The organism is Limosilactobacillus alvi (assembly GCF_016900115.1).
Lineage (GTDB): Bacteria > Bacillota > Bacilli > Lactobacillales > Lactobacillaceae > Limosilactobacillus > Limosilactobacillus alvi.
The window spans coordinates 67,018-90,426 of record NZ_JACJJQ010000002.1 but is presented as its reverse complement, the minus strand read 5'-3'; the positions used below and the strand labels follow the sequence as shown (position 1 = coordinate 90,426).

General features: G+C 43.2%; 19 protein-coding genes. 5 read left to right on the top strand and 14 right to left on the bottom strand.

Annotated features, from left to right (window positions below):
- Positions 1–261: 261 nt before the first annotated feature.
- Positions 262–975, top strand: a complete 714-nt coding sequence (locus H5993_RS00850) for an acyltransferase family protein (RefSeq protein WP_338033114.1) — start codon at positions 262–264, stop codon at positions 973–975.
- Between the two features lie 223 nt (positions 976–1,198).
- Here the strand turns inward: H5993_RS00850 and H5993_RS00845 are convergent, their stop codons facing one another.
- On the bottom strand, positions 1,199–1,648 hold the full coding sequence (locus tag H5993_RS00845) for an Rrf2 family transcriptional regulator (protein ID WP_204775856.1): 450 nt from the start codon (positions 1,646–1,648) through the stop codon (positions 1,199–1,201).
- A gap of 336 nt (positions 1,649–1,984) precedes the next feature.
- Between H5993_RS00845 and H5993_RS00840 the strand changes: the two genes are divergently transcribed.
- The 4 genes from H5993_RS00840 (at position 1,985) to tsaD (ending at position 6,170) form a co-directional block, all read left to right on the top strand.
- Positions 1,985–3,421 carry an amino acid permease gene (locus H5993_RS00840; RefSeq protein WP_204775855.1) on the top strand — a complete coding sequence of 479 codons (1,437 nt, stop codon included), beginning with the start codon at positions 1,985–1,987 and terminating at the stop codon, positions 3,419–3,421.
- A gap of 446 nt (positions 3,422–3,867) precedes the next feature.
- Positions 3,868–4,587 carry a tRNA (adenosine(37)-N6)-threonylcarbamoyltransferase complex dimerization subunit type 1 TsaB gene (gene tsaB, locus H5993_RS00835; protein WP_204775854.1) on the top strand — a complete coding sequence of 240 codons (720 nt, stop codon included), beginning with the start codon at positions 3,868–3,870 and terminating at the stop codon, positions 4,585–4,587.
- Positions 4,571–5,131, top strand: a complete 561-nt coding sequence (gene rimI, locus H5993_RS00830; protein ID WP_204775853.1) for a ribosomal protein S18-alanine N-acetyltransferase — start codon at positions 4,571–4,573, stop codon at positions 5,129–5,131. The genes tsaB and rimI overlap by 17 nt, the downstream gene beginning before the upstream one ends.
- A gap of 1 nt (position 5,132) precedes the next feature.
- The gene (gene tsaD, locus H5993_RS00825; RefSeq protein ID WP_204775852.1) at positions 5,133–6,170 is read left to right on the top strand and encodes a tRNA (adenosine(37)-N6)-threonylcarbamoyltransferase complex transferase subunit TsaD; all 1,038 of its coding nucleotides are present in this window, start codon (positions 5,133–5,135) and stop codon (positions 6,168–6,170) included.
- 503 nt (positions 6,171–6,673) lie between these two features.
- On the opposite strand, the gene H5993_RS00820 is transcribed toward tsaD, so the two are convergent.
- From H5993_RS00820 to trxB, 13 genes are all read right to left on the bottom strand, one after another.
- Positions 6,674–7,627, bottom strand: a complete 954-nt coding sequence (locus H5993_RS00820; protein WP_180871604.1) for an L-lactate dehydrogenase — start codon at positions 7,625–7,627, stop codon at positions 6,674–6,676.
- A gap of 181 nt (positions 7,628–7,808) precedes the next feature.
- Complete coding sequence (gene galE / locus H5993_RS00815; RefSeq protein WP_180871603.1) at positions 7,809–8,819, bottom strand: UDP-glucose 4-epimerase GalE; 1,011 nt, start codon at positions 8,817–8,819, stop codon at positions 7,809–7,811.
- Between the two features lie 144 nt (positions 8,820–8,963).
- Positions 8,964–9,920, bottom strand: coding sequence for a Ppx/GppA family phosphatase (locus H5993_RS00810; RefSeq protein WP_204775851.1), 957 nt, complete (start codon positions 9,918–9,920; stop codon positions 8,964–8,966).
- Positions 9,913–12,165 carry an RNA degradosome polyphosphate kinase gene (locus H5993_RS00805; protein ID WP_204775850.1) on the bottom strand — a complete coding sequence of 751 codons (2,253 nt, stop codon included), beginning with the start codon at positions 12,163–12,165 and terminating at the stop codon, positions 9,913–9,915. Before H5993_RS00805 ends, H5993_RS00810 begins: the two co-directional genes overlap by 8 nt.
- Before the next feature lies 1 nt (position 12,166).
- Positions 12,167–13,660 carry an exopolyphosphatase gene (locus H5993_RS00800; protein WP_428980922.1) on the bottom strand — a complete coding sequence of 498 codons (1,494 nt, stop codon included), beginning with the start codon at positions 13,658–13,660 and terminating at the stop codon, positions 12,167–12,169.
- A gap of 306 nt (positions 13,661–13,966) precedes the next feature.
- Entirely contained in the window at positions 13,967–14,974 is a 1,008-nt protein-coding gene (locus tag H5993_RS00795) for a LacI family DNA-binding transcriptional regulator (protein ID WP_204775848.1), read from the bottom strand.
- A gap of 397 nt (positions 14,975–15,371) precedes the next feature.
- A complete protein-coding gene (locus H5993_RS00790; RefSeq protein ID WP_204775847.1) occupies positions 15,372–16,715 on the bottom strand; it encodes a gluconate:H+ symporter in 1,344 nt (447 codons plus the stop codon).
- Positions 16,716–16,727: 12 nt separating this feature from the next.
- Positions 16,728–18,257 (bottom strand): gluconokinase, encoded by a 1,530-nt coding sequence (locus H5993_RS00785; protein ID WP_204775846.1) that lies wholly within the window; start codon positions 18,255–18,257, stop codon positions 16,728–16,730.
- Between the two features lie 478 nt (positions 18,258–18,735).
- Entirely contained in the window at positions 18,736–18,948 is a 213-nt protein-coding gene (locus tag H5993_RS00780) for a hypothetical protein (protein WP_204775845.1), read from the bottom strand.
- Positions 18,949–18,956: 8 nt separating this feature from the next.
- Positions 18,957–19,592 (bottom strand): YfbR-like 5'-deoxynucleotidase, encoded by a 636-nt coding sequence (locus H5993_RS00775; RefSeq protein WP_204775844.1) that lies wholly within the window; start codon positions 19,590–19,592, stop codon positions 18,957–18,959.
- Between the two features lie 86 nt (positions 19,593–19,678).
- A complete protein-coding gene (locus tag H5993_RS00770; RefSeq protein ID WP_204775843.1) occupies positions 19,679–21,391 on the bottom strand; it encodes a phospho-sugar mutase in 1,713 nt (570 codons plus the stop codon).
- Between the two features lie 86 nt (positions 21,392–21,477).
- A complete protein-coding gene (locus tag H5993_RS00765; RefSeq protein ID WP_204775842.1) occupies positions 21,478–22,248 on the bottom strand; it encodes an HAD family hydrolase in 771 nt (256 codons plus the stop codon).
- A gap of 203 nt (positions 22,249–22,451) precedes the next feature.
- Positions 22,452–23,384: a thioredoxin-disulfide reductase gene (gene trxB / locus H5993_RS00760; RefSeq protein ID WP_204775841.1), complete on the bottom strand. Its 933-nt coding sequence runs from the start codon at positions 23,382–23,384 to the stop codon at positions 22,452–22,454.
- Positions 23,385–23,409 lie beyond the last annotated feature (25 nt).

The window sequence follows — 23,409 nt, the reverse complement described above, 5'->3', positions numbered from 1 at the left end:
CCCTACCACTATCTTAATTGTCGGTTTTTTCTAATTATGAAATCGTCCTCAAGAAAAAATTACGATTCGCTTCGCTGACATTGGAGACTACTTAAAAGTTTTTGCTTTCTTTGCGGTTGTCCTTCAATCAGTCCTAGCCTTTGCCCTTAAAACGCAACCTAACCATCCCCACCAAATTATCATTGGTCTACTATACAACCTAGCTAAGTACACTGCTCCTGCTTTCATGTTCCAACAATCTGGTGGACTTGTATTTACTTATTGATCATCCCTCAACTTCAACAACACCATCATTACCACTCTGGGCTTAGCTTGCTCTGGCAATTTATCAACGGAAACGCTGCCCCGCACCTTTGGTACAATACGATGATGCTTCAGTTTATCATCTTGATGCCCTTTTTCTGGTGGCTAACTAAATTAGCAATTACTCACCCCAAACTCGTCACAGTTACCACTGCCTTAGGCTACTTACTTTGGTTAGAAATTTATCAAATTGCAACCAAACGATCCCCAACTCATTGGTACCTCCTCGACCGAATTTGTCTTTCATTTATGATTTATGCTGTCTATGGTGGCTTAGCTTGGCAGTTTGCTTCGCGTGTTAATTTGTGGCTAGTCAAATGGCGAAAAAAGTTAATCTTAGCAACTGGTTTAGTTTTAATTTGGACAAACGGGGAACTATTCCAATTTGGTTTCCCTGTTCGCCTTACTAATGCCCCTTATTACAAGCTATCAATGACTTGCCATTCCCTTTTGATTATCGCTTTAGTTGCCAACTTAAATTTATGGCAAACTTACCACCATCAGGATCATTCGCTAGCTAGCTTTCACTGGTTAGCAACCTATGCCTACCGGGCCTTTTTATCACATGGCTTCTGGTTATATTTTATTTGGCACGGAATGCTATTTTGGGGCGTTCCAACTAATCATCTTATTTTAGCGATTGTCCTAACTTGGTTAATCACTTGGGGATGATCATACTTGAGTGCCTATCTAATCCACTCTGGCTGGACTAAAGTTAAATCAACAATCATTGCTAATTAATAACCAGGGATGATTTACGAGCTTACTCGTCTAGATGACGTTATCAGCCGGCAATTTTCTCTACCTAACGCCCCTTTACCGGCAAGCGGTTCCACAACCTTGAATGGTCCTGAATACAAAGCGCCTCTAATAAGAAGAAAGCAACGCAAAGCCGCTATTTCTTCGCTTCATCGCGTTCGACGTGCCGCGCAATATCCGCTTGTGTCTCATTGACTAACTGTTTAATCGTAATTTTAGCTAACCGCGCCTCAATTGCTTCTTGAAGTTGGTCAAAGTGTCCGGCTAGAACATTTGGAAACGCCACCCCAACGGAACAGGTTTGTGAAGTATTGCGATCAACCACTAACAGATCATGAGTCGGTTCACTTGCCCGATAAACATCAAGTGCCGTAATCTCATCTAATGGGCGACAAAAATCAATTTGTGTACTCCCCCGTTGCGTTTTTAAAATCCCTGCTTTGCTAAGTTGGCTAATCATCTGGCGAACTAAACTTGGGTTTGTATTTAAACTCGCCGCAATAATCGTACTTGGTAATTTTTCTCCCTCGTGAACTTTTAAATAAACGAGGATCTGGAGTAAGTCACTGAGTCGCGTATTTGCCATTTTAATTCTCCGTTCTTTATTGCTGATATTAGGATATCATTTACTTTTTGTAAGTAGCAAGCAATCAAACCTTGAAAAACTAAGAATGTTAATTTAATTTTATTTACTTCCCCCCTCAAATATTCATTTGATATTCGTACGTTTTTTCACCTATCTGATCAATTGTTATTAAAAAATTAACTTTTAACAAGAAAGATAATAACTTTGTCATTTGTGATTACTAATAATTATTTACTTTGAAAGCGATTGCTATAAATTTACTATGGTATACTTAGTTTAATGATTAACTTCTCATAACTTTGTCATTAATTATTAACTTTAGAAAGAAGGCTCTCCATGTTAAGCTCTGATGACCAAGGTCACATAAAACGTAGCCTCAAAACACGTCATTTAACCATGATTGCTCTCGGTGGTTCCATTGGAACTGGATTCTTAGTTGCTTCTGGATCAGCAATTTCAACGGCTGGTCCTGGTGGGGCCCTCCTTGTTTACACCCTGATGGGAATTATGGTTTACTTTCTGATGACTAGTTTAGGAGAAATGGCAACTTACAGTCCAACAACGGGGTCCTTTGTTAAATATTCAAGTGACTATGTTGATCCTGCCCTTGGCTTTGCAATGGGTTGGAATTATTGGTTTAACTGGACCATCACGATTACCGTCGATGCCGTATCTTGTGGGGTTGTCCTAAACTTCTGGCTTCCCCACGTCCCCAGTTGGATTTTTACCATCGGAGTCTTTATTATCATCACGATCATTAATTGGTTGTCGGTCCGTTCCTATGGTGAGATGGAATATTGGCTATCCCTCATCAAAATCGTCACAATTGCCATCTTCATTATTGTCGGCTTAGCCATTATTGTTGGCATCATGGGTGGTCATTCTGCCGTTGGCCTTTCAAACTTCACTTACAAGCAAGCTCCATTTGTTGGTGGCTTTCCAAGTATGTTTGCTGTCTTTTTAGTCGCGGGGATGTCATTTCAAGGAACTGAAATGGTCGGCATTACCGCTGGTGAATCAGCTAATCCCCGTAAGGATGTTCCTAAATCAATTAAATCAACCTTCTGGCGGATCCTCGTCTTTTACTTACTTTCAATTTTTGTAATGGCTTGTATTTTACCATATACCGATAAAAATCTCTTGAGTCAAAACGTGCAGGATATTTCAATGAGTCCGTTTACGATTGTTTTTGAGCGAGCGGGCTTAGCGGCTGCCGCCAGTGTAATGAACGCAGTAGTTTTTACCGCTCTACTCTCAGCTGCCAATTCTGGGCTATATGCTTCAACCCGGATGCTTTATACCCAAGCCAAGGAAGGTTATGCTTGGTCGATTTTTGGCTACGTTAACAAACGGGGCATTCCAATTTATGCCATGATCGGAACCTTAACCATCTCCCTCTTAGTTTTCTTAACTCAGTTCTTGGGGAAAGAGGCTTACAACTACTTAATTGCCGCTTCCGGATTAAGTGGTTTCATTGCCTGGCTTGGGATCGCCATTGCCCATTATCGGTTTCGGCGGGCCTTTTTAGCTCAAGGTCACCAATTAAGTGAGCTGAAATACCAAGCTTTGCTCTTCCCGTTTGGACCAATTTTTGCCTTTATCCTGTGTCTAATTGCTGTAGGTGGCCAAAATATTGACGCCTTTATTCACTGGAACTGGGAAAGCATCTTAATCACCTATATGAGTGTTCCTCTTTTCGTGATTCTTTTCCTATACTATAAAATCAAATATAAGAGTCACTTAATTCCTTTAAAGGCGGTTAAATTACGTTAGTCTAGTTTGTGGAAAAGGGCCACCAATAAAGGTTAAGTTGCAGTGAACTAGCCAGGTTTCCTGTCGTCCGCGAACCCATGCGAAGTCAAGGAAGACAGGACCAATTACAATGAAGAAAATCCCGCGCTCTGCTAAGAAATCTCCCTCGAGATAAAAGTTACATCCTCGAACCTAACTAAAGTTAGTTTTCACAGGTTTTACTTTTATCGTCCTAAGATTTCTGGCGGAGCCTTTTTGCTAATCTAGCTTTTTGGGAAATCTATTCCAGATACCTTAGAACGACCTTTTGTACTATGATAAGCAAGTCCTGTGAGCTTTAGTGGACTTGATAGTTTCTTTTCAGCCTTTCCATCTCCAATTATTACTCAAAAAATTTGTCATCCCACTCACCGGAATTAACATTGTGTTAAGATAAGAAGTTGTAACACGAAAGGATGGAATTAATAATGAAGATTTTGGCACTTGATACTTCAAATCATCCCATGAGCGTCGCCCTAGTTGAAGATGATCAGTTAAAGGCAACCACGACGCTAAATACCGTTAGAAACCATAGTATTTACGTTCTCCCTACCATTGATGAATTAATGCGCCGGGTAAACTGGGAGCCAACTGATCTTGATCGAGTAGTAGTAGCTAAAGGCCCAGGTTCTTATACTGGGGTCCGAATCGCCGTTACCACTGCTAAAACTTTAGCAATGACTTTAGGAATCGATTTAGTAGGGATCTCGAGTTTAGCAACCATTGCTGCTGGCATCGCACCAGTAACTGATACCTTATTAGTTCCTTTCTTTGATGCGCGACGGGGTAACGTTTTTGCGGGGAGCTACCGTTACCAAAACGGTCAATTAACCAATATTTTACCCGATGGCCATTTCACCTTTGCGGAATTAATCGATCAGTTACCGAGCGATGAACCAGTCTACTTACTTGGCGAACTGACTAAAAAGCTTCAAGCCGCTGTTCCAAGTTTACCTGCCAATATTCAAGTTATTGAATCAGCAGCCATGGTTTCAACCTTTGCTTTAGCAAAACTTGGCGCTAAAGCCCAACCGGTTACCAATATTGATAACTTTATTCCAACCTACTTGCGGATTACCGAAGCCGAAGCTAACTGGCAAAAAGATCATCCCAATCAAGGACCAATTGAATATGTTAAAGAAGTTTAACAGCTGGTTAAAAGTTTACTTTGGGATGCAGTACGAAAGCCACTTGCGGTTTGCACCCCAAACAATTGTAATTAATCAGCAACCATATCTAATTTCCCAAGTAAGCGAAGTTGAAGTTCCTGAACTCGTTGAGATTGAGCGAGTCATCTATCGCATCCCACCATGGGATGAAACTGCTTTTTATTATGACTTACACCGGCCGAATTGTTTATATTTAGCAGTTAAAGACCATGATACTGTCTTAGCTTATGCGGGGATGGCGGTTAATTATGCGGCTAAAGACGCCCACCTAACAAACGTTGCGACCCACCCCGCTTTTCAACAACGCGGTTTAGCTTCCGCTCTTCTTCGGTCACTAATGCAAGTCGCAATTCGCCAACGCTTATTAACCATGAGTTTAGAAGTTCGGGTTAGTAACTTAACCGCCCAACATCTTTATGAGCACTTTGGCTTTAAAATTCAAGGCACCCGTCACCATTACTATATTGAGGACGGGGAAGATGCCTACACAATGGTAAGCGACTTAAAATTGAAAGGAAATTAACATGGTAGAACCAACCTATATTTTAGCTTTTGAAAGTAGTTGTGATGAGACAAGTGTGGCGGTGATTGAAAATGGCACTAAAATCCTAAGTAACATCGTGGCCACGCAAATTGCTAGTCACCAACGGTTTGGCGGCGTTGTTCCTGAGGTTGCTAGTCGCCACCATATTGAACAAATTACCAAATGCACCAGGGAAGCCTTAACCGAAGCGGGCGTGACCTATGAACAATTAGCTGGCGTCGCCGTAACGTACGGCCCTGGCCTTGTTGGTTCCCTTCTAATTGGCGTTACCGCTGCCAAGATTATCGCCTGGGCTCATCACTTACCGCTGATTCCAGTCAACCACATGGCCGGTCACATCTATGCCGCGCGCTATGTTGGTGAATTCACTTACCCAATGATGGCCCTTTTAGTCTCGGGTGGGCATACCGAACTCGTTTATATGAAAGCCGAGCACGAATATGAAATCATCGGTGAAACTCGTGATGATGCCGTTGGGGAAGCCTATGATAAGATTGGACGAGTATTAGGGATTAATTATCCCGCGGGGAAAACCGTTGATGAATGGGCTCATCAAGGCCAGGATACCTTTAAATTCCCCCGAGCAATGGTCCAAGAAGATAACCTTGACTTCTCTTTCAGTGGTTTAAAATCCGCTTTCATCAATACCGTCCATAATGCTCATCAACGCGGCCAAGCACTTAATAAAAACGACCTAGCGGCAAGTTTTCAAGCTGCGGTTGTTGATATTCTGGGTGAAAAAACGATGCGGGCCCTTGATCAATATCCAGTAAAGCAACTGGTTCTTGCCGGGGGAGTGGCGGCTAACTCAGGCGTCCGGTCTCGACTGGAAAAGGATTTAGCAAAATTCCATCCAGAAGTTAAATTACTCCTCGCTCCCTTGAAGCTATGTGGTGATAATGCAGCGATGATTGGAGCGGCTGGATACGTAAATTATCAACATGGTGACCGGGCTGGTTGGGATTTAAACGCCGTTCCTGGCTTGTCATTTGACCGGACAACCGATCTGAACCAATAATTTTTACCTGACGCTAAAAATAGATCGCCAACTTTAACAAGCGATTCAGCACCTTAAAAAGTATTCACAGCGAAGCAATATTTACCATCCAAGTGATCGATGGTAAGTAGAAACCATTGATCCTCCACTATTTAAAACACACTATTCTCTAACGCAATCACTATTTTCGCTATTAAGATTGCCACCCAAGAAATCCTTAATAGCTCAACTTAAAGGACTAATGGTAGATAAAATTCGTCACTTGATAATTAAAACGAGATGATGAAAAAAGATCCTTGACGATCTGGTTGAGCTAAGCAGAACGCAGGTTGATTCATTAATTTCAGGTCACTGGGCTAGTGCGCCCAGTGAAAAGCAACTGCCATTCAGCTACGGCTTTGACCTTAGTTACTGAGTAACATACGGAGATGAACGAGGGGCTGGGAAGAAACATGAGTTTCTTCCTAGCCCCTCATTGTGGATCTGAAAAATATTACACAAAACTTAGGTCGTTACCCAACCCCTTATTCAGCTTCATTAGCGGCCCGTTCTCGTTCTTTTGCTAACCGTTCTTTGATGTAATTTGCGGTTGTTTCCAGCTTGCTTTGCTCTTCAGGCGTTAAGTTAAGTTGCAGTTGCTTAACCACTCCTCGGCGCCCAACAACTGCCGGATATGATAAATATGTACCTAATTCTTCCCGGTAATTTGAAACCGGCAATTCCGTCATTGCATCGTTTAACATCGCTAAGGTAAGGCGAACAGCCGCCGTTGCGACCCCATAGTTGGTGTACTTTTTCCCCTTGTAGACCGTATACCCACCTTGACGAGCTTTTTCTTCCATTTCATCAAGATCAACTTTAACCTCTGGATTCTCCTTAAGGTAGGTTAAAAGTGGCTTCCCAAAGACCCGGACGGTTGACCAAGCGGTAAACTGTGAATTTCCGTGTTCGCCTAAGTTATACCCAACTACTGACCTCGAGTCTAACCCTAACGCCTCACCAACGGTTGCTCGCATCCGTGCGGAATCCAGCAAGGTCCCGGTCCCAACAACTTGGTTCTTTGGTAAGCCAGTTGCTTCTTGATACATTGAAGTCATCACGTCACAAGGATTTGTGATTACGACCATATTGCCATGGAAGCCATTTTCTCTTAATTTCTTCCCTACCAATGGGACCTGGGTTCGGGTAAATTTAAATTCGGCAAACCGATCGTGGTCTGGGGTGTCAACTAATTTTGATTTTCCAAGCGCTGAAACTACCACATCACAGTCAGCAACTTGTGACCAATCATTAACGAATAGGTTAGTGTGCGTTGGTAAGTTTGCCATCGCATCCCGCAGGTCCAAAGCATCAGAATTAACCTTCGCTTCATTGGTATCAAACAAAACTAAATCATCAACAAAACCACCAGAAACTAAATAGTGAGCAACAGTAGCTCCAACATGGCCCATCCCAACAACGGCTACTTTTCTTGTCATATGTATCATCCTTTCAAGTTTAAACCTTCTAATTAAAATTAAATTAGAAATTTTTAATATGTGTATCATTAATATAACACCCTTCTAAATTTTGTCAATGGAAAACAAAAAAGCGATTAAAAAGAACCAAAAAGTTCTCTTTAGTCGCTAATTAAGCCGTCGAGTAGGTTCCTTCCGACCGCTAATATAAAGTTGCTTCCCCCCGGTCATTGTAACCGGCTGGGTGCGTTGAGTGCCACTTCCATGCCGTGGCAATGATATCGTGAACATCATCATATTGAGGCTTCCAGCCAAGGACTTCCCGGGCCTTGTCACTAGCAGCCACCAAGGAATCAGGATCCCCTGGACGCCGGGGAGCCATCTTGGCTGGGATTTCCTTCCCAGTAACTTCCCGGGCTGCCTCAAGCATTTGCTTGTTGGAGAAACCAGTCGATGAACCAAGATTGAAGGCGTTACTTTCGTTACCTTCTTGCAAGTACTTAATTGCCAAAATATGGGCGTCTGCCAGGTCCATAACGTGAACATAATCCCGGACGTTGGTTCCATCTGGCGTGTTGTAGTCATCACCAAAAATACTCAATTCATCCCGCTTTCCTTGCGCAACTTGCATGATAATTGGAACCAAATGGGTTTCTGGACCGTGGTCTTCCCCAATCGTACCATCGGGAGCAGCCCCAGCAACATTGAAGTACCGTAAGGCAACAAACTTAATTCCGTATGCCTTATCAGCCCAGGCCATCATGTGTTCCATCATCAGCTTAGAAAGACCATATGGATTAATTGGCTTTTGTGGATCGGTTTCCTTAATTGGCATGTGTTCAGGAATCCCGTAAGTTGCCGCTGTTGATGAGAAGACAATGTACTTAACCCCAAAGTCGTGCATGGCTTCAAGTAAAGTAATCATCCCACCAGTGTTGTTATCAAAATACTTTAATGGCTTAGCCATTGATTCAGGGACAATTGAAAAGGCAGCGAAGTGAACAACCGCCGTAATATCTTCATTTGTAAAAATCCGATCCAAGAATTGCCGGTCCCGGATATCACCGTAGTAGAACTTGGCTTCCTTAGCAATGGCTTTCCGATGCCCCGTTGAAAGGTTATCAGCGACAACCACGTCCTCACCCTTTTCAACTAAGCGTTTTACCATATGAGAGCCGATGTAACCGGCACCCCCCGCAACAAGAATTGCCATAATTTGCACCCTTTCTTTTAACTAAAATTTTAGTAAACAAACTTTTCACGCTAAATTATATCACAATAAAGCGCTTGCAAACAAAAAATATCGTAAATCCTGAAAAATCGTTGGTTACATCAATAGCGACCAACGATTTTTTAATTAATTTAGTTTTTGAATTGTAGCTCCATCTAACTGATGGTCGAGATATTCAAATAACAATCCTTCCCGCAATCCATTATTACTAAACATTACTTCTTGCATTGAAAGTTGCCGGAGTAAGGCCATTAACGGTAATAAGCCCCCCACAATGACATCCGCCCGCGCAGCGGCAATCCCGCGCATCTTGGTCCGTTCAATTTTATTTGCGGCCACCAAGCTGTGCATTAAGGCAAAGGCATCTTGGCTTTGCATCTTTAGACCATGAACCGGCTGAACATGTGTTGGCGAAGCGGCCAACTTCCAGCGGAATAACTTCGCCAATGCCCGGTTACTACCGCCAAGGGCAACCACCCGCGTGTGTCGCGCCCGATTAAGCCAGCGTTGGCTCGTTAACACTTCATCCACCTTAACCACGGCATCATATAAATCAGCCGGGTTAATGACATCCCCCAAATTGTATCGTTGGGATAAAAGAACTGATCCAATTGGTAAACTGATAACCTCTTCGGCTTGGCCTTCGTCCACTAAAATCAGTTCCATACTGGCCCCTCCAGTATCGATAATTAGGCCATTTTGAATCGTGAGGGTCCGAGAAACCCCAACGTAATCTAGATATGCTTCCCGTTCCCCAGAAATGACGTTAAACTCAATACCAACCTCTTTTTTGACCCGTTCCAAAAATTCAGCTTGATTTGTTGCTTGGCGCACTGCGGCAGTTGCGACCGCAATTAAGCGGACATCTTTTAAAGCTTGCCATTCGGTCGCAAACTTTTTCAAGGCGGTAATTGTCCGTTCGATCGGTTCCGGCTTCAAAATCTTTTCCGGTCCCATATTTTCTGAAAGGCGGACAAATTCTTTTTCATACTTTATTAGTTGGTGCTTCCCATTCGAATAAATTTCGCTGATTTGTAAACGGCAGGAGTTGGAACCAAGATCAATAATTGCCAGGTTAGTCATGCTTACTATCCTTTCCAGTATTATCTAAGTGTAAGTTTGAAACGTGACGGGTTAAGGTTTCAAAGACATTTGAGAGCCGCTTATGGTTCTTTTTTTCCCGGTTCAAATCACTAATGTGCTTTTGCGCCTGCTTAATGAAATAAGCTTGGGAATCAAAACGCTTGCCTTCTGGAGTAACCTTTTCGTAAACCGTTCCTTTCAGAACCCGGGTTTTAACATTATCCCGCCACATATTCTCAAAGATCGCAATTGCTTGAGCTTTTGTGTCTTCTTCCGTTACCGGGTAAAGTTCTTCAACCCGCCGGTTTAAGTTCCGGGTCATCATATCAGCACTGGCTAGGTAAATTTCTTCGTGGCCTTCCCCTTCAAAATAGTAAATCCGGGAGTGCTCAAGAAAGCGTCCTAAAATTGAATGTACTTCAATGTTTCCATTTAAGACTGGTAAATCATTTCGAAGACAAGTAATTCCCCGAATCAACAGACGAATCTTAACCCCCGCGGCGGCGGCTTCATAAAGGTGAGCGATAATTTGCTTATCGGAAAGTGAATTCATCTTCATGCTGATCCGAGCTGGGTTCCCCCGCTTGGCAATGGCAATTTGTTGATCAATTTTGGCATTGATAAAGTCCCGAATGCCGTCCGGAGAAGCGTGGAGCTTATGAAAATACTTGGTCCGGGCAAACCCAGACAAAGCATTGAAAAGGTTGGTTAAATCTTCGCCTAGTTCATAATCACAGGTTAAAAGCCCCATATCCGTGTAGAAGTGGGCGGTCACGTCATTGTAGTTCCCGGTTCCCAGGTGCATGTAACGCCGAATACCATCATCATCCCGCCGGATTACTAGTGCAATCTTACAGTGGGTCTTTAACCCGACTAATCCATAAATAACATGACATCCCATTTGTTCAAGTCGCCGGGCCCAGCGAACGTTATTTTGTTCATCAAAGCGGGCCTTAACTTCAACCAGAACAGTAACTTGCTTGCCTTGTTGAGCCGCTTGGCCAAGGTACTTAATAATTGGTGAGTTTCCCGAAACCCGGTAAAGGGTCATCTTAATTGCCAATGTCTTGGGGTCCTCAGCGGCCTGATGAATAAAGTTAACCACTGATTGGAAATTATCGTATGGGTGTTGTAATAAGTGATCTTTTTCCCGGATAGCCGCGAAGATGTTATGATCCATGTCCAAAGCTGGATCTTGGTAAGCTTGATATGATGGATAACGTAAATCAGCATGGCCATCAACCATCCCACTTAACTTTTTTAAGAAGGTCAGGTCAACCGGCCCATTAACCCGGTAAACCCAGGCTTCATCAACCTTGAGGCGATCAATCAGGTGATTTTCTAGCCAACTATCAAAGTCTTCTTCAATTTCTAGCCGCATCACACTCCCATGTTCCCGGGCCCGTAATTGGTGTTGCACCGCCCGTAAGAGGTCGGATGTATCTTCTTCGGCCACGTCCAAGTCCATATCCCGCATAACCCGGTAAGTTCCAGTAGTTAAAACTTTGTAACCTGGGAAAAGTTTAGCGATAAATTCCTTTATCACTTCATCAATTAAGACAAAGACATTTCCCGTTGGCAACTTAAGCAGACGTTTATAGATTTCTGGGACCCGGATCGTTGCAAATTTTTCTTTCGTCTTTTCGCCGTGTTCATGCATTGCTTGGCTGTTTTCGGTTACTTCTTGGTCCCCTTCCAGGACTTTTCGCGGCCGTGCTTCGACTTGCGAAAGGTCGCGGATTAACTTAACAGCGACATTCAAAGAATTGTTGGCAATAAACGGGAACGGCCGCGAAGAGTCATCAGCCATTGGAGTTAAAACCGGCATTAATTCGTCTTCAAAGTACCGACTAATGAAATCATATTCACGCTCATCAAGATCATTAACATGTTTGATATAAATTTTCTGTTTGGCTAATTCTGGCAATAAGTAATCATTGTAAACTTGATAGCGTTTTTCCACCATTTGGTGTTCCTTCTCGTTGACGGCCGCTAATTGTTCAGCTGGCGTCATCCCCGAAGCATCAGTCGTGGTAACGTTAAAAGCTGATAACTTGTGAAGGGACGCCACCCGCACCATGAAAAATTCATCGACATTACTTTGGGTGATACCAAGGAAGTTAGCTCGTTCAAGGAGTGGGTTCTCAGGAGCAACTGCTTCTTCGAGCACCCGGCCGTTAAAGTCAATCCAAGAAAGTTCCCGATTTACATAGTTACTTGGTTGGTAAAAATCAGTTTCGTTCATTTTACTTTGCTCCCTTCGCAATCAATTCCGGTTGCAAACCATAAACCTGGGTAAAAAGTTTGTTTTTCCGTAAGAAAGCCCACTTTTCCAAAACCAAATCGTCATTGGCCTTTGCCTTTATGAGCAAACGATCCCCCTTCAACTTCAGACTAATTTCCGAAATTTTTTGTTGCCGTGAATCATCCAGCGAATCTGCTACCCGTAAAATAGCAGCCAATTGAGCAATTGGTAACCGCAACCGACTCCGTAACTCCTTAAAGTGGTGCTGATCGATTTCAGGGGCTTCTGAGGAATGGTACCGCGAAACTTCAGCAATGATCAAATTATCAACGTCAGAAATCCCGATTAGTGGGTTAGCCTCTAGAATATAAGCTGAGTGGCGATAGTGACCTTGCGGATTAATAAAGTTACCGATATCATCAACTTTACATGCTAATTCTAAAAGTAACCGATAATGGTTATTCAACCGGTGAATTGGCTTTAAGGCATCAAATAGTTGCATCGCCACTTTAGTAACGAACTCTTTGTGGTAAACATCAATGCCGTACCGCTGGGCCATCTTATCTGCAGCGCTCCGGACAAGGTCGTTTACCGGTAATTTATTCGCATAGTCCGCCAACAAACCATCTGGTTGGTCTAAGCTCGTCACATAAAGCTTCCGGGCCTTCAATAATCGCATCGTTTGCCGCACAACTAAATAGCTTGGTAAGACCCAATCCACACTTTGTTCATCGACATCATATTGGTGAATAATGTACTGATCCGATGAAGAAAGAATCCGGCGGAAACGTTGCTTAAAGGACGCCATATCAACCTGAGCAATTACGTTTGGGGCTTGGATATAACGTTGAGCTAAGGTTTCTACCCCTTGAACTAGTAGAACCGGGGCTGATTGCCCACTCAATTCAGGAACCAAGTATTCCAGTTTGGAACTAATGAAGTCGGTAATAATATCACTCGGGGTAGCCGTCGTTTGCCGGAGATTTTCTGCTAATTGGTTAATCCGGGCCTTTCCAAGGTCAATATCCCAACAGTTCATGAATTGTCCTTGATTAAAGTAGGATAAAGTACTGTTTGAAAGGCCAACGCAAAGTACATAACCAGTTAATTGTTGATCGCCTAATTCATGCTTAAAACGGGGCCAAGTTTGGGCAAGAGTTTGCGCTAACAACTGGTTTTTGTTGAGCCACCGCAACTTCAAACCAACCCGAACTTCAATTTGATCGGCCACGTATTGGGCAGAAACATCGTCCAAGTCGTCCAAATCGCCAAAACAAGCCACTTCTTTAACGGCGTATTCTTTTAATACTCGTTGAAACCCAACCAAGTTAGTAGTAATGGCGTCCATATTTTCCAAATAATTGGCCACCAACTCATCCCCAACCCGGAGCGCTCCGGACCTAACTTGTGTGACCACCTTTTGATTCTCGTCTTGAATGGTTAAGGTCAGGCGGTCCGGTCGTAATAGGATAATCCCGACATTTTTTTTGGTCACATCACTCAATCCCTTCTGAATTTTTGCTTAACAAATCTGCAATTTAAGGAGCGTTAATCAAATTTTAAGCAAAATTAATTTTCAGCTTATAAAATGATTGCGAACGCTACCATATCTAACTTAAGGATACCACGGATTTTATAATCACAAAAGAATTTCTCAGAGAAAGATTAACTAATTGTCATCACCCTTGTTTGTTATCCAAAGCAAAGGCAAAAACAACATTCTAATTTTCAAAAATCGCCAACAAGAACTGATGAGGTTGGGAAATAAGCTCTCTTTTCTCGTTGGCGATTATTTTTTATATTAAATTGACGGTGCCGGCACCATCTTAACCGGAATAAAACTTGGCCAAGATTGATCCGACCCCGTTTCAATTTGTTGGAGTAGTTTTTTGGCGGCTAATTGACCCATCGTTTCCATATCTTGTTGAACCAAAAAGATCCCCTCCCCGACAAAACGTGACCAGGCCCAGTCATCAAAACTAACGAGACCAACATCATCTGGAAATTGCCACTTTAGGATTTTAAAGACGTCCAAAAGATCAAACAAAATTGGTCCCATCAGTGAAACAATCACCGTTTTCCCCCGTAAACTTTGGACCCACTGTTTTATCTTTGGCGCTAAGTCGGTTACGGTATCCCCCTTTTTAGTTGCGATATTAAGATAATTAAACCCAACTTGTTCAGCCGCTTTTTTTAATCCAGCAATCCGGGGGATTTGGCCGGAAGCTTCCGCATACCTAGCACTTACCGAAATAATATTTTGGTAGCCCTGCTCAGCCAAATATTTTCCTAAATCAAAGCAGGAAGTTTGATTAGTACTGGTTACTTTTCCCACCGTTGCCGGTTGATCAGGAATTTCCCGATCAACAACCACTAACGGAATTTCCTGGTCAATTGCCGTTTGAAATTGACTAAATTCTCCTGCACTGGGTTGGACGATAATTCCGTCCACTTGCTGAGTATATAGCCGATCCAACGCCCGGGCTTCATTTGTCACCGAGTCGTTGGTGTTCATTAATAAAACATCATAGCCCGCTGGTTGTAAAACATCATAAATTCCCTTTGCCAACAGTGAAGAAAAGGGATTGGCCATATTACCAACTAATAAACCAACTAAATGACTCTGGCTTTGGCGTAATCTTCGGGCCGAAGCTGTTGGCGCATAATTTAACTCTTTAATGGTAGCAGCGATCCGTTCTTTGGTTTTCTTCCCCATCCGATCGTATCGCCCATTTAAATACCGAGAAACGGTCGTTACCGATACTCCCGCTACTTTCGCCACATCTTTAATTGTTACATGTTGCCGCATTTACCTCTTCTCTCGCTTTCCAAACTAGTAACAATTATCATAACCCCAAAGAATTCCAAAAAACAAGATAAAAAGAAAAACAGAGGCTGAGAAGAAACACGAGTTTCTTCTCAGCCTCTCTTGCATCTCCGAATGTTACTCAGTAACTAAGGTCAAAGCAGTAGCTGAATGGCTGTTGCTTCCCTAACGGTCGCACCAACCTATTCAGCCTTGCATGGGCTCACAAACGCCAAACCAGTTGGCTGGTTTGCTCCAAATCACGGCCTTAGCGGATAAGTACGAACGAAAGGCCGATTCTAATGAATCAACCTTCGTTCTTCTTATCCCAACCAGGCCGTCGAGGAGCTTTTTTCCCAACCTCACTTCTTTGATAATTTTGGCTGTTAGATAACCCTCGCTAAACAAACATTGCCATTACGAGAACCGTTGCTAACCCGGCTAGGGCGAGGACACAAGTTAAAGTCGTCCAAGCAATGAAGTTTTCTTTTAGGGATAAACCAAAGTATTCCTTAATCATCCAGAAACCAGCGTCGTTAACGTGACCACCGAAGACTGAACCAGCCCCGACAGCGAGAACCATTAAGGCCGCCATCGTAGAATTGGCCCCAAATTGATGAGCCATTGGGGCAATCAAACCCGCAGCCGTCATCGCAGAGACGGTTGATGAACCCAGAGCAATCCGCAAAATAGCGGTGATTAACCAAGCGGCTACGATTGGAGACAAGCTGGTGTTGGCAAACAGCGCCGAAACATATTTGGAGATTCCCCCATCTACCAAAACTTGTTTGAAGGCACCCCCACCACCGATGATTAGGAGCATCATGGCAATTTGCTTAACGGAAGTAACCATTGAGTTAGAAATTTCTTCCATCTGCTTATTCCGCATCAAGCCCATTGTAAAGACAGCAAATAAGAGGGAGATCAACATTGCTGCATCAGGCGCCCCAATAAATTGAATTACTTCGTTCACAACGTTACCTTTTGGCAAAATGAAGGAACAAATCGTAGCGACTGCAATCAAAATAACCGGTAACATCGCTGTTAAAACAGAGATCCCAAAACCTGGTGTCTCTTCAAGCTTAAATTCCTTGTATTCCCCTAAGACCGAGATATCCATGTTCTTCCGGTAAACCTTTGGGTAGAACTTGTGTAAAAAGTAATTGTAAAGCGGACCAGCAACAATAATCGTCGGAATCGCTGCGATAATCCCGAGCAAGAGAACGTGACCTAAGTTAGCCCCTAAGATATCCGTAATTGCCGTTGGCGCCGGGTGTGGTGGTAAAAAGGCGTGAGTAACGTTCAAAGTTGCCGCCATTGGAATTCCTAAGTACATCAATGGCATATCCATTTCCCGCGCAATAATGAAGATGATTGGAAGGACAACAACCAACCCAACTTCAAAGAATAAAGCTAACCCAATAATGAAAGAAGCTAAAATAACGGCAACTTGAATCCAACGCCGCCCAAACTTTTCAATCAAAGTCGTTGCGATCCGGTAACCACCACCAGAATCAGAAACGAGTTGACCCAGCATGGAACCAAACCCAAAGATGACGGCTAAGTGACCTAGCTGGCCCCCAATCCCAGTTTCAATCGTGGTTGGAATTTTAGCAATTGGTATTTGAAGCATTAGGGCAATAATGAATGAAGTAACAACCAAGGAAACAAAGGTATTTAACTTCAACTTAATAATCATGAAAATTAAGAGGGCAACCCCAATTAAAACAATCAATAATGGCATCTTTTGATCCTCCTATGATTTTTGCTTTGCTTGTAGCTGAGCGACAACCGAATAAGCTGGCGACAATAATTCCTCGACTTGTTTAAAAAGTGGTAAATATTCTTGATAAGTTGCAACTGCTTTTTGATCTGGCATGTAACTTTCAACTGGTCCCATGAAATTCTTTACGATTGCATAGTCATCAATGAGACCAAGGCTCTTCATCGCCATCGTGATTGCTCCTAGACAGCCAGACTCAAACGATTCCGGAATATTAACGGTAACGTTTAAAATATCCGCCATCATTTGTTTCCAAACGGCTGATTGAGCAAATCCACCGGTTGCCGTAACACTAGTTGGTTCGCCAATCAAATCACGAACCGCTGCAAAGACGGTCGCAATATTGAAGTTAATTCCTTCCATCACCGCGCGGAGCATATCTGCTCGGGTGTGGAGTGGAGTTAATCCAAAGAAAGATCCCCGTGCATTTGCATCCCAAAGCGGTGCTCGTTCGCCACCAAGGAAGGGATGGAAGACTAATCCATGCGCTCCAGCCGGTGCACTAGCAATAACTTCATTAGCTAAGTCATAAGCACTACCGCCATTTTGTTTAACAGCTGAGTTATCCACGAGGTGTTCAACTGCCCATTGGAAAACATCCCCACCATTGTTAATCGGGCCACCAACGACATACATTCCTTCATCAATGGCATAACAGAATAATCGCTCTTGCGGGTCAATCACCGGCTTAGTCGTTGCAACCCGGACCGCTGCTGAAGTCCCAATCGTAATTGCAACTGTGTCTGGTTTTAAGGCCCCTACCCCAAGATTTGATAAGGCCCCATCAAAAGCCCCGTAAACAAATGGCGTGTTGGCTGGAATCCCCATTTCTTGGGCCGCTGCTGGTACCAGGTCATGCGCTTGGCTGGTCCCCTTTACAATTTGCGGAAGTTGTTCTTCGCTAACCCCAGCTAGTGCTAAGGCTTCTTCATCCCAAGTACTAGTTTGTAAATTAAACAGTCCCGTACATGAAGCAATTGAGATATCAACCTTAAAAGTTTGGAATAATTTCCAGAAAAGATAAGACTTGATATCCGCAATATACCTAGCCTTGGCCATTAAAGCTGGCTGGGTTTGCTTTAACCACATTAGTTTAACCAACGGTGACATCGGATGAATTGGGGTCCCAGTATGAGCAAACAAGGTTTTCGCTACTAATTGACGGCGTAAATTTTCAGCAACCCTGCTTGCCCTGGTATCGGCCCAAGTGATTGACCGAGTTAGTGGCTGGTGATTTTGGTCTAATAAAATCAAACTTTGGTTAGCGCTTGAAAATGATACCGCTAACAATTTTCCGGTTACCAAATCCGCTTTCTGAGATGCTTGCCTAATTACTTGTTTGACCGCGGTAACAATGGCTTCTGGATCTTGTTCAGCCATCCCGCTTGCATCCCGATAGAGGGTATAACCAGCTTTAAAACTCGCTATTACTTTTGCTTCTTGATTATAGAGAACTGCCTTTGTTGACGTTGTTCCCACATCGACTCCAATTAAGTAATCCATGCTTCTCTCCTCTTTTTTGTAATCGCTTACGTTTATCGATACACCAAGTATTATCCACAAAGAATGCCTTGTTGTCAACCCGATATCTAAGTTCTAAGGGAAACGTTTTCCTAAAACGGTTACAAAAAGTGCATGAGACTAGTCTTTTCTGGCGATCAAATTTTTATCAAAAAATTTCCAACCATACACCAAGAAACGTTGCAGTGCGTCGGTCAACTTATCCCAACCAGGCCGTCAAGGAGCTTTTTCCCCAACCTCAAGATCCATTCAGCTCCTACGCTGGTATAACCGATTAATAATTTTAGCTATAACAAAAAAGCTACTAATAAGGTTAAGTCATGGTAAGTTAGCCAGATTTACTGTCGTCGGCGAACCCATGTGAGGCCAAGGAAGATCATGCCAACTGTAAGGCCGACAAAATCCAACTTGACTACATTCGAACCTTTAAATTAGTAGCCTTTGTAGTTTGTTTTCTAGGTTATTTACTATTTACTTGTTGTTCTTTTGCGACTTCTTTTTTCACTTGTTGGCGTAAGTTTGCCAAGTACCAAGCATGAGCCATCGTTGCGCCCAGAAAAATAATGAGTCCAACGATAAAAATCAACCAGGCCTTGACCATCATTGCCGCCCCGGCCGCAAAGATTCCCAGATTACCAATCGCATTCAGGATGATCACTCCATCATATTTCACAAAATCACCTACTTTTGAATAATTTGGGTAGTGATAATCGCTAATTGTTGACTGTTTGAGGTAGCGTTATCCTTCAATAATTCTGGCAAAATCTTTTTCAAGAAATATTGGACACTGGCCATTTGTTTGAAGTTCATAATCGCTTCGAGGCTCGACTTATAGATATCCATGTAAACCGGTTCGGGATTCCCCTTTTGGATTTCACCAAAGGACTCATACATCAAGTCAACTTTATCGGCAACTGATAGAATCTTTCCCTCTAGTGAATTGTCTTTTCCTTCACCTAGCCGCCGTTCATAAGCAGCTTGGTATTCGGCTGGTATTTCAGTTTGAATAAAGTTCTCCGTCAATGAACGATCCACTTTAGCCAACATTGACCGCAATTCCGGCGTTGCATACTTAACGGGCGTTTTGATATCGCCAATAAACCGCTCCGTATAATCATGGTTAAGGGCCTTTTCATAAAGCGAACGCCAATCAATTTCATTCCCCGCTGCTTCTTCAATATCCCCTAACATTTGGGCCGCTTGAGTAACCTTAAAAGAATGTGCAGCAACATTATGCTGTTCAAACTTAAAGTAACCCGGTGCCCGGTTAATCATTTCCAAATCACTGAGACTTTTTAAATATTCATGCATCCCCATTTATTCTTCCCCCATTACTTTTGGTTATAAGAAAGCCGTCTCAAACTAGGAATCCTAGCCAGACGGCTTTTCTTAATTAATTTATTTTAGAATTCAGCTAAAGCCGCTTCAAAATCAGCCAACTTTTGGCTAGCTGCTTCTTCGGTAGTTGCAGAGGTTCCAATATAGTACTTCAACTTTGGTTCCGTTCCTGAAGGCCGGATTGCAATCCAAGTTTCGTCATCCAAAACGTAGCGTAAAACATTTGATGCTGGAATATCAAGTTTTTCAACTGTTCCATCGGCTAAAGTCTTGGTTCCCTTAGCTAGGTCTTCTAAGGCCACCACCTTATGACCAGCAAATTCCTTTGGTGATTCTTCCCGGAACTTCTTCATCAAGGCCTTGATTTTTGCCGGGCCATCCACCCCGGCGTAGACATTAGCGATTGTCTTTTCCTTGAAGTAGCCGTACTTCTTAAAGAGTTCTTGTACCCCATCGTAAAGCGTCATTTGCCGACTCCGGTAGTAAGCAGCCACTTCGGCTAACAACGTCAAGGATTGGATGGCATCCTTATCCCGGACGAATGGCTTAACCAAGTACCCATAACTTTCTTCAAAACCAAACATAAAGGTGTGATTGTGTTTCGTTTCGTACTGATGAATTTGATCAGCAATCCACTTAAATCCAGTTAAGACATTGATCATCTTAACCCCATAGCTTGCCGCAATCTTAGCGGCAAAGTTAGTTGAAACAATCGACTTAACTGCCGCAGCGTTTGCTGGCAAAGTACCAGCTTGCTTGTGCGCTTCCAGGATGTAAGCCAGCATCAAAGAAGCAATTTGGTTACCCGTCAAAAGTTGGTATTCACCGTTTGGTTGCCGAACTGCACACCCTAACCGGTCAGCATCAGGGTCAGTCGCAATCAAAACATCCGCATCTACTTGCTTACCAAGGGCAATTGACCGGGTAAAGGCTTCTGCAAACTCAGGATTTGGATTCTTTAAACCAGGGAAGTCACCATTTGGTTGTGCTTCGGTTGGTTCAATCACAAAGTTAACAAACCCAGCTTGCCGCAAAGCGCGTTCCCCGAGCATCCGCCCCGTCCCGCAAAGTGGGGAGAAGACAAACTTCATATCCCGGCCGTATTCCTTAGCAAGGTCATTATTAATCGTAACTGCCTTGGCTTCTTCAAGGTAAGCATGGTCAATATCTTCCCCCATCAAAGTTTCAAGGCCATTGTTTAACATCGCTTGTTCGTCAGCTAATTCGATGCCAAATACATCGTCAATTTGGCGAATATAAGCCGTCATTTGGTCAGATTCCTTTGGTGGTAATTGACCCCCGTCTTCCCCGTAAATCTTGTAGCCATTGTATTCCTTAGGGTTGTGGGAAGCCGTAATCATAATCCCGGCGTAAGCGTGATTGTAACGAACGGCGAAGGACAATTCTGGTGTTGGCCGCACATTGTCATAGATAAAGACAGGAATTTGGTGGGCCCCAAGAACCCGCGCACAATCATGCGCAAATTCGGCAGAATGGTGCCGGGAATCAAAACCGATGGCAACCCCTCGTTGCTTTGTTTCATCCCCAAGTGATTCCATCAAAGCAGCTAAACCAGCCGTTGCTTGACGAACCGTATAAATGTTCATCCGGTTAGTCCCGGGCCCCATCAAGCCCCGCATTCCGGCCGTTCCGAAAGAAAGAGGACCATAGAAAGCATCTTCCTTTTCTTCGTCCGTCATTGTTGTTAATTTCTGCTTTAAATCAGCAGCCAAACGTGGCTCATTTACCCAAGTTTGGTAAGTTTCCTTCCAACTCAAAGAAACATCTCCTATCTGAAAGTCGATTTATCAATTCTCACAATTCCTAGTATACCGCATGGCAATTTGTGTGAAAATACACGGAATTAAGATTGTCGAAGAAAATGCGCAATCCCATCGCTTTCATTATCCAAAAGAATTTTTTTGGCTACCGCTTTGAGGGCTGGTTTAGCATTGGCAACCGCCATTGGTATTCCCGCTGCCTTTAGCATTGGTAAATCATTCAAATCATCCCCAACCGCCACAATTTGCTGGCTGGGAATATTCTGATTTAGCAAATAATGAACTGCTTGAGCTTTATTAACCCCCGGAGCTGTAATAACTAGGTACCCATCGCCTGAATCTGCTAAGGTCAAATTTGGTAACTGTTCATGGATCAAGTTTTGAACTTGGTTAAATTTTATTGGATCCGGAATTTGAATTAAAAAGTCATCGATTGTAATTGTCGGTAATTGTGAAGCATATTGAACTTTAACGCCAGTATAATCAATTTCCATTTGAACTTGTGGGGTCCATTCGGTTGACCAGAATTTATTGTTGGCGACCCACTGGATTGGTAGTTTCAATTGCTGATGGACTAATTCAAATAATTGTTGCGCTAATTTGTCCGGGACCGGCTGATGCTGTAATCTTTCTAGCCGTTCATTTTGATATTGAAAGATTACCGCGCCATTTAAGGCTAACTGCGGTCCCGTTAACTTTAATTCCGTAATTAAATCAACCATCTGACTAGGCATTCGGGCTGAGGCTAGCATAACTTGCCAATCGCTTTGCCGAATTACTTTTCTAGTAAATTCCGAGATCTCGCCTTTTTCGTTTAATAACGTATGGTCTAAATCACTAATCAAATATGGCATTTTTCTCACCCTAATCGCAGAAAATACAAGAAAAGAGTGAAATCAATACCCAATTAGCTTTAGATCCCACTCTCTTGTTACTAATGTTTAGAATAATCAATCTCGATAAGTAGCCACAATTTTCGGTGGCGTCGGCGCAGACTTGCTTTCTTCCGGCCGCTACGCCGGTGTGCTTATCATCGCAAAATTTTTAGCAAAGTCTGTTAACCTTCTAAATACTTATACACTTGTTGGCCGGCGATAGCCCCATCACCAACAGCAGTGGCGACTTGGCGCAGGACTGTATTCCGAACATCACCAACGGCAAAGATTCCTGGTACCTTTGTCGCCATCTTTTCGTCCGTTTCAACCCAGCCCTTTTCGTTAAGAATACCAAGATCCTTAAATGGTTCAGTCATTGGAACATTGCCAACGTAGATGAAGACCCCATCAGCAGCAATTTCACCAGTTTCACCCGTTTGGTTATTCACGGTCTTGACCCCGGTTACCGCCATTTCATCCCCAACAATTTCTGTAACACTCGTGTTATAAACAAATTCCATCTTTGGATTCTTAAAGGCTTTATCTTGAACAATCGGTTGCGCCCGTAGCTTGTCACTCCGCACTAAGACCGTCACTTTAGCAGCCAGTTGGGTTAAAAAGGCCCCTTCTTCAACGGCAGAGTCGCCCCCACCGACAACAATTAGGTTCTTTCCCTTAAAGAACGCCCCATCACAAACCGCACAGTAGGAAACACCTCGACCTGAAAATTCGCTTTCTCCGGGGACGCCAAGCTTTCGTTGGTCAGAACCAGTTGCGATGACTAAGGCCTTTGCCGTAAAGGTTTCCCCCATGTCAGTCGTAACTTGCTTTTCATCACCAATCAATTCAACCTTTTCAACGGCACCGTAGGCATAGTCAGCCCCAAATTGGGTTGCCCCTTCATACATTTGCTTAGCAAGATCTGGCCCTTGAACGGATTTAAAGCCAGTATAGTTTTCAATTTCAGCGGTATTATTTAGGTTACCACCGTAGATTCCCCGATCAAGCATTAAAACGGAAAGATCAGCCCGGGAAGCATACATAGCTGCCGTCATCCCACCAGGACCAGCGCCAATCACAATTACATCATAGTTGGTTTTCTTTTCTTCACTCATTCTGATGCGCTCCTTTAATTTCTCC